10 protein-coding genes are annotated in these 12,006 nt (G+C 61.0%); 4 read left to right on the top strand and 6 right to left on the bottom strand.

Features of this window, described 5'->3' with window-relative positions; genetic code table 11:
* Position 1 precedes the first annotated feature (1 nt).
* Entirely contained in the window at positions 2-703 is a 702-nt protein-coding gene (locus I4W07_RS04185) for an ABC transporter ATP-binding protein (protein ID WP_196025710.1), read from the bottom strand.
* 271 nt (positions 704-974) lie between these two features.
* On the opposite strand from I4W07_RS04185, the gene I4W07_RS04180 reads away from it, so the two are divergent.
* Positions 975-1,613 (top strand): GyrI-like domain-containing protein, encoded by a 639-nt coding sequence (locus tag I4W07_RS04180; RefSeq protein WP_196025709.1) that lies wholly within the window; start codon positions 975-977, stop codon positions 1,611-1,613.
* Positions 1,614-1,897: 284 nt separating this feature from the next.
* Here the strand turns inward: I4W07_RS04180 and I4W07_RS09310 are convergent, their stop codons facing one another.
* Together I4W07_RS09310 and I4W07_RS04170 are read right to left on the bottom strand one after the other, a co-directional pair.
* The gene (locus I4W07_RS09310; protein WP_196025708.1) at positions 1,898-3,277 is read right to left on the bottom strand and encodes a sensor histidine kinase; all 1,380 of its coding nucleotides are present in this window, start codon (positions 3,275-3,277) and stop codon (positions 1,898-1,900) included.
* Entirely contained in the window at positions 3,274-3,963 is a 690-nt protein-coding gene (locus I4W07_RS04170) for a response regulator transcription factor (protein ID WP_196025707.1), read from the bottom strand. The genes I4W07_RS09310 and I4W07_RS04170 overlap by 4 nt, the downstream gene beginning before the upstream one ends.
* A 298-nt stretch (positions 3,964-4,261) precedes the next feature.
* Between I4W07_RS04170 and I4W07_RS04165 the strand changes: the two genes are divergently transcribed.
* Genes I4W07_RS04165 through I4W07_RS04155 form a run of 3 tightly spaced genes read left to right on the top strand, consistent with a single transcriptional unit; the run spans position 4,262 to position 7,926 of the window.
* Entirely contained in the window at positions 4,262-4,879 is a 618-nt protein-coding gene (locus I4W07_RS04165) for a hypothetical protein (RefSeq protein WP_196025706.1), read from the top strand.
* Positions 4,880-4,903: 24 nt separating this feature from the next.
* Positions 4,904-5,848, top strand: a complete 945-nt coding sequence (locus tag I4W07_RS04160) for a glycosyltransferase (RefSeq protein ID WP_196025705.1) — start codon at positions 4,904-4,906, stop codon at positions 5,846-5,848.
* Positions 5,848-7,926, top strand: coding sequence for an ArnT family glycosyltransferase (locus I4W07_RS04155; protein ID WP_196025704.1), 2,079 nt, complete (start codon positions 5,848-5,850; stop codon positions 7,924-7,926). The genes I4W07_RS04160 and I4W07_RS04155 overlap by 1 nt, the downstream gene beginning before the upstream one ends.
* Positions 7,927-8,013: 87 nt before the next feature.
* Here the strand turns inward: I4W07_RS04155 and I4W07_RS04150 are convergent, their stop codons facing one another.
* The 3 genes from I4W07_RS04150 to I4W07_RS04140 all read right to left on the bottom strand — a co-directional run bounded on the left by I4W07_RS04150 (position 8,014) and on the right by I4W07_RS04140 (position 11,927).
* Positions 8,014-8,592 (bottom strand): methylated-DNA--[protein]-cysteine S-methyltransferase, encoded by a 579-nt coding sequence (locus tag I4W07_RS04150; protein WP_238057754.1) that lies wholly within the window; start codon positions 8,590-8,592, stop codon positions 8,014-8,016.
* Positions 8,593-9,338: 746 nt separating this feature from the next.
* A complete protein-coding gene (locus I4W07_RS04145; RefSeq protein ID WP_196025703.1) occupies positions 9,339-10,364 on the bottom strand; it encodes an aspartate-semialdehyde dehydrogenase in 1,026 nt (341 codons plus the stop codon).
* 174 nt (positions 10,365-10,538) lie between these two features.
* Positions 10,539-11,927: an aspartate kinase gene (locus I4W07_RS04140; RefSeq protein WP_196025702.1), complete on the bottom strand. Its 1,389-nt coding sequence runs from the start codon at positions 11,925-11,927 to the stop codon at positions 10,539-10,541.
* Positions 11,928-12,006: the final 79 nt, after the last annotated feature.

Genomic DNA, 12,006 nt, shown 5'->3' with positions numbered 1-12,006 from the left:
GCTACCACTCGATCGTCTCGATAGGCACGGGATTTTGTTGGACCGTCTCGCTCTCCACGCGGCCGCTCTTAAAGCGGATCAGGCGATCGGCCATGGGCGCCAGCGCGGAGTTGTGGGTGATGATAATGACCGTGATGTCCTGCTTGCGGCAGGTGTCCTGTAGCAACTGCAAGATCTGCTTGCCGGTTTTGTAGTCGAGTGCACCCGTGGGCTCGTCGCACAAAAGCAGCTTGGGGTTCTTGGCCAGCGCGCGGGCGATGGACACGCGCTGCTGCTCGCCGCCCGAAAGCTGCGCGGGGAAGTTGGCGAGGCGCTCGCCCAGGCCAACCTGGCAAAGCGTTTGCTCGGCATCGAGCGAATCGGGGCAGATTTGCGCCGCGAGCTCGACGTTTTCGAGCGCCGTCAAGTTGGGGACCAAATTGTAGAACTGGAAGACAAAGCCGACGTCGGCGCGGCGGTATTCCACGAGCTGCGCCTCGTTGGCAGAGCTCACGTCGCGCCCGTCCACCGTCACGGTGCCGGAGGTCGCCGTATCCATGCCGCCCAGAATGTTGAGCGCCGTGGTCTTGCCGGCACCCGAAGCACCCAGAATGATGGCGAGCTCGCCGCGCTCGACCGTAAAGCTCGCGCCGTCGAGCGCATGAATGCGGGCATCGCCCTCGCCGTATGCTTTGACGACGTCTTTGAATTCGATATAGGCCATCAATCGGCTCCCATCTGGTCGGATAACTCTTTAGTATTACCCATTTCGCACCGACCAAAAAGGGACAGGTTTATTTTGGCAGGTTTTATATGGGGAAACGGCAGCTATAGATGAGGCGCCGGGGAGGCAGAGACATCATCGGCGGGGTCAGGCCGACCGCCAAACACAACGCACGCATCTCAATCTGTCAGCCAAATCATTCGAGCAGCTGTTCGTTTCTATAATATGATTCCGCTATCTAAGCAGGCCGATACGCAGAAAGACGGCCAACATGGCGTTCGACTTTAAGAAGGAATGCAAGGAGCTCTACAAACCTGCAAGCAAGCCGAGTATCGTAACTGTCCCGCCTATGAGCTACGTTGCAGTTCGCGGAAAGGGCGACCCAAATACCGAAGGTGGCGAGTATCAAAACGCCCTGCCGCTGCTTTACGGCATCGCCTATACCGTCAAGATGTCGAAGAAAGGCTCAAGGAGTATCGAGGGCTATTTCGACTTTGTGGTACCGCCGCTCGAGGGTTTCTGGTGGCAAGACTCCCCGAGCGGCGACATCGATTATGTACGCAAGGACGATTTCAACTTTATCTCGTGCATTCGCCTGCCCGATTTCGTCACCCGAGATGACTTTGACTGGGCAGTCGCGGAAGCCACGACCAAAAAGAAACTGGACTTTTCCGCCGTCGAGCTGCTTAAAGTTGATGAAGGTCTCTGCGTTCAATGCATGCATACCGGACCCTATGACAGCGAGCCGGCAACCGTAGACGCTATGTATGAATACGCGACCGAGCAGGGCTATGTCCCCGACTTCTCAGACACCCGCTTACATCACGAAATCTATCTCTCCGATCCGCGCAAATGTGCACCGGAGAAACTTAAGACTGTGGTTCGTCATCCTATCAAGCGCGCTGAATAGTGTGGAGCGTCATTTCACGCGCTAGGTTTTAAGCCAACCAGCCGTCTCCCAGGCCGTCCGGTAATTATCCTGACGTGGCCCGTCGCATCTTATATCCCCTAGGGGAAATTGCGTCCCGTTCTGAAGCCTCAAACTGGGATACAGTTTCCGCTAGACGCCCCAAGAGGAAAGTACGTCCCACTCCGCAGCGTCACGCCGGGACGTACCCTCCGCCCACAGCCTTCCCCGTCGGCGTTTCCCCAGATAGAGCCTGCCAAAATAAACTTGTCCCTTTTTGGCAGGTTTTAGAAGCGGACGGTGAAGGTGATCTGGTTGCCGCGGCCGCAGACAGAAGCGCTCCCGCCATGGGCCTCGGCGATGGCTCGCACCACGGACAGGCCCACACCCGAGCCGCCTGTCTTGGAGCTGCGCGACACGTCCGCACGATAGAAGCGGTCGAACAATCGGTCCAGGTCACCCTCGGGCAGCTCATCAACAGCATTCGATACGACAAGCTCGGCCAAGCCTTTGCCCGCACCGCGCGAGACGGCACGCAAACTCAACTCAATCACGCTGCCCTCGCTTGCGTAGCGTGTGGCGTTGTCCAGCAGCAGCTCAACAACCTGCGCCACTGCCGCGGCATCGGCATGGGCCCGCACACCGCTCGCGATCGACGTCGACAGCCGCTTTCCGCGCGAAACCGCCACCGATTCAAACGGCGCCGCCGCCTTGTCCACAGTCTCCGAAAGATCGATCGATGTCATAGTAAAGCCCGCCGAGCCCTCGTCCATGCGAGCCAAAAATACCAGACGCTCCGTGAGCGCCGTCAACCGTGCAACCTGCTCGTGAATGCTCTGCGTCCATTCGCTCTCGCCGCTCTCGATTTCCTGCACCTCGTTAGCGGCATCAATCACGGCCAGCGGCGTCTTGATCTCGTGGCTTGCATCGGTAATAAAGCGCTTTTGCTTGCTGTAGCTCTCGACCATCGGCCGAATCACCGCACCCGAGGCGCCCGCCACGATTGCCAGCACCGCCAGCCAGCCAATGCAACTGATTGCCACGCTCGCGCTCAAAAACGAATGAAAGCTTGCAAGCTCGCGCGAGCAGTCGACGAACACATAGGTTGTCTCGTCGCCCTGAACCGTAACTGTATAGCGGTAGTTACCAGAAAAGCCCGAGGTCCAGCCCTTGGAATACAGTCCTGCCGCGATGCGTGCAGCACGCTTGGCGCCCACCGCGGCAATGCGGGCCGTGTTGACATCGGTCACCTGCCCACCGGCAAGTGTCACCGTAAAGTAGCGCGTGTCGAAGGGAGATTCCGCCGTCATGCCTTCAAAATGCCCATCGCGAATGGCCGCCCGGTTACCGGTAGCAACCTTGCCGGCAACCGCATCCTGACCGGGACCGGTCTTAGGCTCGTCCTCCCCATCAATGCCATCCTTGCCTGCCAAGATATAGTCCAGGCGAGCATCGGCCATTTTACAGACATGCGAGTAGTTGACGACGTTGATGCCGGCAATAATGAGCGTAAGCACGACGGTCACGGCACCCATGGCAACCAAGATAAACTTGCGACGCAGGCGACGTCCCATTGCACTGGCAGCATCGGCGCGCCCCGGATTACCCGAGTCCGCGCCCATGCCGAGCTTTGCCGCCATGCGCTTCCACCATGCGCGTGCGCTCACGCCTGCTCGTCCCCTTCGACAACCTCAAGCGAATATCCCTGATTGCGCGACGCGCGGATGGCCACGTTGGCACCCAGCGCCGTCAGCTTTTTGCGCAGGTAGGAGATATAGACCCACACCACGTTGGCACCCTCGGGTGCATCCTCGCCCCAGACCTCGAGCATCAGACGCTCGGTAGGCATGCGCGTGCCGGGGTTGCGCATAAAGAGCTCCATAAGCTGAAACTCACGATTGGCCAGATGTTCCTCGCCCAAAGGCCCAACGAGTGTGCACGATGCCGTGTCGAGGCGCACGTTGCCCACGCTGAGCGTCGTGGCGTCAATTGCCGTCGCAGCGCGCGTCATGGCACGAATACGCGCAAGCAGCTCCTTGGCGGCAAACGGCTTGGTCAGGTAATCGTTGGCACCGGCATCCAGACCCTCGACCTTATCGGACACCTCGCTTTTGGCCGTAAGCATGATGATGGGCAGGCGTTTGCCGGCCTCACGCGTGCGCTTGAGTACCTCGATGCCGTCCATACCGGGCATCATGATGTCCAGGATTGCGGCGTCATAGTCATTGGCAAGTAGATATTCGAGTGCCGTCAGACCGTCGAGCGCGGTGTCGACCTCGTAGTCGCTATGTTGCAGAATCGCGGTAAGGGCGCGGGAGAGACCGGGTTCGTCCTCGGCAAGCATCAGCTTCATAGTTGCTCCTTTGGCGCACGGAGATACAGATTTCGATACTGCCGATAATAGCGCACCGAAAGCTGCCTTAGCGCAGCCTTAGCAGCTCAACCTGCACGTTTCTAAAAACGCTGGATAGGGCTTAGCCAAACTTAAGGCGCAGATGCCGAGCGCATGTCTGCGCGTCAGCCGCGGTAGAACAGCTTTGTCACGAGGACAGCCATACCACCTCGCGACGGCATGTTGAGACCATGCCATCCCCTTTGATGCGGGAGCCGCCAACGCGGGCTGCTCCGCGCCTATCCGATTGGAGAACACTATGGGCAGCTTGTTCAACCGCAATACCGACGGTGTCACCGGCAGCGAGAGCGCCGAGCCCAATACGGCATCCCAACACGCAGCGAGCGATGTGCCCGCCACGGTCGTCAATCCACTCTATGCGGGAGAGTCTGCTGGAGAGCACGCCATGCCCGCCGGCACGTCGGCGCCCGCTCCCGATACCCGCGCATATGTCGCCGAACCCGCTCCGCAGCAGACGGTCTCCACCAAAGAGCACGACGACAAACAGCCCAGTTGCGCCGCCAACCTGCTCCTAGTCGCAACGCTTGCCGCCGTTTGTGGGCTCGCTGGCGGGCTTGCAGGTGGTGCCATCATGAGCGCCGCGACCGGCGGATCGGCCCAGGCCGTGCAGGGTGGCATGGGCGCCGGCCAGGGCGGCATGCAGGGCGGCGGGGCACCGAGCCCGGATGGCGCCACCGGCAACGGCAACGGTGCCTCGGATAGTAGCGCTCCGAGTGGGCAGGCGCCCACGGGCGCACCCGACGCGAGCGGTTCTGTCGATGGCTCGACCGATGGCAGCTCAACCGACGCCCCGGGCGATGCGCCTGCGGACACGAGTGCCGACGCCGACACCTCGCAGACTTCCCTTTCCGCCTAGCCGCCTGAACAGAAAGGCACGATCATGACTAAGCCCGACATCATCGCGCAGGACGCCCGCGCCGTACCTGCGACCACGCAAAACCGCCCCGCGCCCGCAACCGCTCAACCACAAACCAAGGCAGCGACGGAGCAAGCAGCTCAAAGCACGCCCTCCCCTTCTTCCATCCTCAACTGCGGCGAGCCGCGCGAAGTCGACTGCGACTTTGTCATCCCCGTCTTTAACGAGCAGGCCGAACTCGGCTCCTCAATCATGCTGCTGATGGATCAGCTACGCCAGATTTCGCTTCATGCCAAGTCGTTTACCTGGCAAATCGTGATTGCCGACAACGCCAGCAGCGACAAGACTTGGGAACTCGCCCGCATCCTCGGCTGCAAGTTTCCCTTTACACTCCGTGCCATCCGCATTCCCCAAAAGGGTCGCGGTCGTGCGCTCAAAATCGCATGGAGCACGTCCAAGGCCCGCGTGCGCGCCTATATGGATGTCGATCTCTCCACCGATATTCGGCAGATTCCCGAGCTTGTCGGCCCCATTCTGGACGGACGCGCCGACGTTTGCTTTGGCTCACGTCTGCTGCCAGCGTCGCGTGTGGAACGCTGCGTCAAACGCGAGTTTATCTCACGCTCGTATAACCGCATGCTGCAGAGCTATCTGAGCGTGCATTTTCACGATGCACAGTGCGGATTTAAGGCAATATCTGCCGAGGCCGCAGACACACTGCTGCCGCTCATCCAGGACAACGAATGGTTCTTCGATACCGAGCTTTTGGTCCTGGCCGAACGCATGGGCATCGCATCCTGCGAGTTTGCCGTGCGCTGGAAGGAGGACCCTGGCACGACCGTGCATATCGTCGACACGGTGCGCAAGGACCTTGCCGGCATGAAGCGGCTCAAGGCGAGCGAGGGACAGACAGGTGCTACGCCGACAAGCGCGTATCGTTATCCCCTCAAGCAGGCGGCGGATGCCTGATGAGCTTTGACACCCTTCGCCAATCAGCACATGTCTCGCAGGGGGCGCGCTCTCTTCGCCGCGAGCTGCGCGCGTCCTCGGCTCCATCGCTCGCCCCCGCCCGCGGCCCAATCGACTGGATCGCCGTTGCACTGCTCATGCTTGCAGCCACATTCGTCTTCTTTTGGAACCTGACCGCCTCGGGCTACGCCAACGAGTTTTACAGCGCCGCGGCGCAGGCGGGCTCCAAGAACTGGGAGGCTTTCCTGTGGGGCAGCTTGGATGCCGGCAACGCCATCACCGTCGATAAACCACCCGCATCCATCTGGCTCATGGCGCTTTCGGTGCGCCTGCTGGGCTTGAGCTCGTTTGCGATTCTGCTGCCGCAGGCGCTCATGGGCGTTACGTGCACGTATTTGCTGTACGCCACCGTGCGCCGCGTTTGGGGCAACGCCGGCGGCATCGTGGCGGGCATCGTGTTTATCACCGCGCCCGTCGCGGCCCTCATGTTTCGCTTTAACAACCCCGATGCCCTGCTCATCTTGCTTATGCTGAGCGCCGCCGCCTGCGTACTGCGCGGACTCGAGCTGCCAGCGGACCGTCACGGCAATCGCATGCGCACCCGCTGGTATGCCGTGGCCGGCCTGCTAATCGGCCTGGGCTTTTTGACTAAGCAGTTCCAGGTGCTTTTGGTACTCCCCGGTTTTGGCTTGGCCATGTTGTTGCTTTCGCCCACGACTTGGCCGCGCCGCCTGCTCGACGCTGTCGTGGCACTCGGTGCCATGGTTGTCGGCGCCGGCTGGTGGGTAGCGCTCACCGTGCTAGTGCCGAGCGGCTCGCGCCCCTACTTTGGCGGCTCACAAACCGACTCGTTTATCGAACTTACCTTTAGCTACAACGGCCTGGGGCGCCTGACCGGCAACGAAACCGGCTCGGTCATCCCCGGAGCGTCCGAGGCGCTCAACGGCGCCTGCCAGGGCGGCATGTGGGGCGAAACTGGCCTGTTCCGTCTATGGACGAGCGACTTTGGCGACCAGATCACCTGGCTCGCCCCCATCGCCTTCGCTGCCATTATTCTCGGCCTTATCGCCGCCACGCCCGCCAAAAGGGGACAGGTTTATTTTGGCAGGTTTTATCTGGACAAACGTGGGGGTGAGGCCGGTCTGGACACCGTTGCACACATCCGCCGCGCTCAGGTTGTCATCTTTGGCGCCTGGCTTGTCGTGACATGGCTCGTCTTTAGTTTTATGGCCGGCATCTTCCACGCCTACTACACCGCGGCGCTCTCCCCCGCCATCGCGGTACTGGTCGCCATATGCGGCGCCAGCCTGCTTGAGCTTCGTAATCGTTCCTGGATGCCGAACATCACGGGGCTTCTGATTGCCATAACGAGCGCCTGGGATATGGCGCTGATATTACGCTCCGGCAGCTTTGTCTGGCTGGGCGTCTGCATCGGCGTGATTGGCGTGGTGGCAGGACTTGCACTCTGCATCATCGGCTTTTGGATGCAGGATTGCCTGCCTACGACATGGCCTTTGACTCTGAAACACGGCGCCCGCGGCGTTGCGACGATCGGCATCGTTGCCCTCTTAGCTGGGCCGATTGTTTGGACCACCTGCACGATTTCGACCGGGCACACTGGCTCGATTGTCACGGCAGGACCCGGTGACAGCATGAGCGGTGGCGGCCCCGGTGGCAACGGAGCTACGCCTGACGGCGGATCCAGCCTGCTCGGCGGCACGTCCGCCAACGATAGCCTGGTCGAGCTGCTCACACAAAATGCCAGCGGTTACCGCTGGGCAGCAGCGACCACGGGATCGCAAAACGCCGCGAGCTACCAGCTGGCAAGCGAGCTTCCCGTCATGGCCATCGGTGGCTTTAACGGATCGGATCCCGCGCCCACGCTCGATGAGTTCAAGGTCTACGTTGCCCAAGGCCTCATCCGCTACTACATCGCAAGCGGCGGCATGGGTGGCGGTATGGGCGGCACGCAGATGGGCGGCTCGAGCGCTGCAAGCGAGATCGCCGAATGGGTCGCTCAAAACTACACGGCCCAGACCATCGGCAACACAACCGTCTACGACCTGCAAGAGCAATAGGGGTTTCCCGCCGCTAAACAAAAGGCGCCGCGAAAGGACAGCGACTCGTCCCTTCGCGGCACCTTCGTCATGCAAAGTGCCCTGGCGTTATTCCTCGTACGCGCCCTCAAGCCGAAGCAGCCACTCCTTGCGGTCAAGGCCGCCGGCATATCCGTTGAGCGATCCGTCGGCCGCCACCACGCGATGGCACGGCACGATAATCGAAATGGGATTACGTGCGACCGCAGCCCCCACCGCACGAGGAGACACAACGGGCGCCTCGTTTCCCGGTACACGATGTCGAGCCGCAACACGCCGGGCGATCTCGCCATACGTGGCAACCTCGCCACGCGGAATGGAAAGCAGCTCAAACCAAACCTCGCGCTGAAACGCCGTGCCGATCATATGTAACGGCGGCGTAAACCGAGGTTCCTGCCCTGCAAAATAAGCATTCAGCCAAGCCCAGGAACGTTCAAGCACCGAAGAGGCTACACCATTTGCGGGACTCACCGACGACATGCCGCCAGCACCAGAAACCGCATCGGCACCTTCAACGTACTCCGCATCTTCTTTGAGAAGCGTGGAGCCAAAGTGCTCCTGCCCCTCAAACCAAAGCCCCGTCAGACCGCGGCCATCAGCGGCAAGCAAGATTTCGCCCAAAGGCGAAGCAAACGTCGTCGTGACCACCAGCGGCTCCTTTCAAAACTCCGCTCCATAATACCGCGAATTGTGCAGACAACTCCCGCAGATGCGTCCGGACAGACTCGATTGTCCAAGAGAGGGCGTTTTCCCTCTCAATATCGGCCGATACCGAGTCGCAACGCCCAAAACGATGTCCGGCAAAAACGAAGGTGAATGGTTTTCCGAGAAGTGGACGAGTAAAACTAGGGCCCCGAAGCATCCGCATTTTTTAATTGCAAAACAGCAGGATTCATGCGATAAAACCGCAGGAAATGGCGGCCAAAATATGCCGATGCTTCAAGGGTCCAAAATAGGTCGTTCACTTCCCGGAAAACCATTCACCTTCGATTCGCATCAACCCCTAAGCCCTCACAAGCAACAAACACAGGCGCGCCAAAGTTACCGCCTCAACCCCAAAGTTCCCGCAGGCAGCAGGCGCAACAGCGCCGCAGCTGCCGGCGGCGCTCCACAGTCCCAAAAGGCGGCAGGCGCGAAGCGCCGGGGTCGCCGCCGGGACTAGGGCCCGCAACAGCCACGTGCCCCCACATCAGCCCAGCGGCCCCAACCGACAACGACCCCATCGCAGATCGCTTGCAGCAGCGTCGCCGCAGGCGGGGGCTGGGCTTAGTTTTCAGAACACTCCGCAGACCAGTGTGGCGCCTTGTCCGCGGCTCCGAAGGAGCAGGACAAGGCGCCACACATGGTCGAGGACGTTCTGAAAACTAAGCCCGGCCCCCGCCGGACAGGTCACGCTACTCGCAGAGCAGCTTAGCGATCTGGACGGCGTTGGTTGCCGCGCCCTTACGGATTTGGTCGCCGCAGCACCAGAAGGTGATGCCACGCGCGGCCTCGGGGTTCGAGATGTCGCGGCGCACGCGACCGACCCAAATCAAATCCTGGTCGGACGTATCCATCGGCATGGGGAAGCGGTCGTGCGCATCCTCGGCAGCCATATCGTCAACCAGCTTGACGCCAGGAGCAGCAGCCAGCTCAGCACGGGCCTCTTCCACCGTAATATCGCGCTCAAACTCGAGCGTAATGCTCTCGGAGTGCGAACGCAGCACGGGCACGCGCACGCAGGTGCAGTTCACGCGCAGCTCGGGCAGGTGCATAATCTTACGGCCCTCGTTTTGCAGCTTCATCTCCTCGGAGGTAAAGCCCTCTTCCTTGACGCCGCCAATTTGCGGAATCAGGTTGCTCGCGAGCTGGGCGGCAAATGCGTGCGGCTCGGGAATCTCCTCGCCGCGGCCCAGGGCGGCCAGTTGGGCCTCGAGCTCGGCCATACCGGGAGCGCCGGCACCCGAAGCCGCCTGATACGTCGAGACGATCATGCGCTTCACGCCGGCGAGCTGGTGCAGCGGCCACGTGGGAACCAGACCGATAATGGTCGCGCAGTTGGGGTTGGCGATAAGGCCGTGATGCCACTTGATATCGTCGGCATTGATCTCGGGCACGACCAGCGGCACCTCGGGATCCATACGGAAGGCATGGCTGTTGTCGACCACGACGGCGCCGCGCTTGACGGCCTCGGGCAGCAGTTCCTTCGCGATATCGTCGCCAGCGGCTCCGAGCACAATGTCGCAGCCCTCAAAGGCCTCAGGGCAAGCCTCTTCGATCACGATCTGCTCGCCGCGGAACTCGACGGTCTTGCCCGCAGAACGCGCACTCGCCAGCAGCTTGAGCTTGCCAACCGGGAACTCCTGCTCGTTGAGGCACTCGAGCATCTGGGTGCCCACGGCTCCCGTCGCGCCCAAAATAGCAACCGTGTACTGTTTCATGCTTCCCCCTTTAAAGGTTATGGCTTTTGCCCGCACGCCGAGCAGGCCGATTATTGTTGCCAGTGTATACAAGAACGAGGCGGGCACGAAACCCGCCCCGTCGAAACGAAACCGAAACGAAACGCCCCGCCGTAGATTTTTGAGACATGACCCAAAAAATCTACCGAGCAGTCGCTACTTTTTGAGCGCAGCCAGGGTGGGATCGACCGGCGTGGGAGCCTCCAAGTCGGAGACCTTCACAATGCCGTTCTCGTCGGAGAAGGCACGGTAAATGGTCTGAATCGCCAGGTCGAAGTCTTTCTCCTCAACACCGATAATGATGTTGATCTCGTCGCAGCTCTGCGAAATCATGCGCACGCTCACGCCGGCCTGGCCAAGCATGCCAAACAGGTGGCCCGAGATACCCGCGCGGCCGCGCAGGTTACGACCGACGGTAGCGATGAGCGCCAAGCCCTCGACAACCTCGATCTCGAGCGGCTCGACCTCCTGCTGAATGTCGCTCACAAGCGAGTACAGCGAATCGTGAACGTCCTGCTCCTGCACCACGGCGCCAAAGCGGTCGACACCGGTGGGCATGTGCTCAACGGAAACGTCATAGCGCTCGAAGACCGAAAGCGCGCGGCGCATAAAGCCGACACGGGGCTTGGTGCGGTCGCGGGCCACATTGATGGCGACAAAGCCGCGTTTGCCGGTCACGCCGGTAATGATGGGCTCCGCCTCGCCCTCGTCAGCCGTCTCGCTAATGATGGTGCCGGGGTCCTGCGGCGCATTGGTGTTCTTGATGACCAGCGGAATGCCTGCCTCGCGCACGGGGAACACGGCCTCCTCGTGCAGGACGCTTGCGCCCATGTACGAAAGCTCGCGCAGCTCCTCGTAGGTAACGCGCGCAATGGGCTGAGCCTCGGGAACAATACGCGGATCGGCAGAATAGAAACCAGAGACATCGGTCCAGTTCTCGTACAGGTCGGCGCCCAGGCACTTGGCCAAGATCGAGCCCGAGATATCGCCGCCGCCACGATCGAGCAGCTTGATCTGGCCCTCTCGCGTCGCGCCGTAGAAACCGGGCATAACAAAGCCGCCCTGCTGGCCGTATTCCTGCACCAGCTCGGAGGTGCGGTTCATGCTGAGCGTACCGTCATGATGGAACGCCACAACCGTCGCGGCGTCCAGGAACGGCAGGTCCAGGTACTCGGCCATCAGGCGAGCGGTGAAGTACTCGCCACGGCTCACGAGCTCCTCGGTGGAGTAGCCGCCCGAGCGGGCGCGCTCGGCAAAGGCCGCGAACTCCTCGCGGATGGGATAGGTGAGCTCCAGCTCATCAGCGATATCAAAATAGCGCTGGCCAATGTCCTCGAGCAGCTCCTCGCACGACACGTGATACTTAACGTGCGCGTTAACCAGGTAGAGCAGGTCGGTCACCTTGGTGTCGCCCTTAAAGCGGCGACCGCAGGCGGAAACCACCACAAAACGGCGAGCAGGGTCGGCGTCGACGATGGCCTTGATCTTCTTAAAGTGTTCGGCGTCGGCGACCGACGAGCCGCCAAACTTGGCAATCTTAATCATGGGCTGGAGGTTACCTTTCTAAAAGCCTCTGCAAACCTGTTTTGCGTGCTCTGATACCATGGGTTCACCGATTGGGACC

It is taken from the genome of Collinsella aerofaciens, from assembly GCF_015670745.1.
GTDB lineage: Bacteria > Actinomycetota > Coriobacteriia > Coriobacteriales > Coriobacteriaceae > Collinsella > Collinsella aerofaciens_T.
This window is presented reverse-complemented; position numbering and strand designations above follow the sequence as displayed.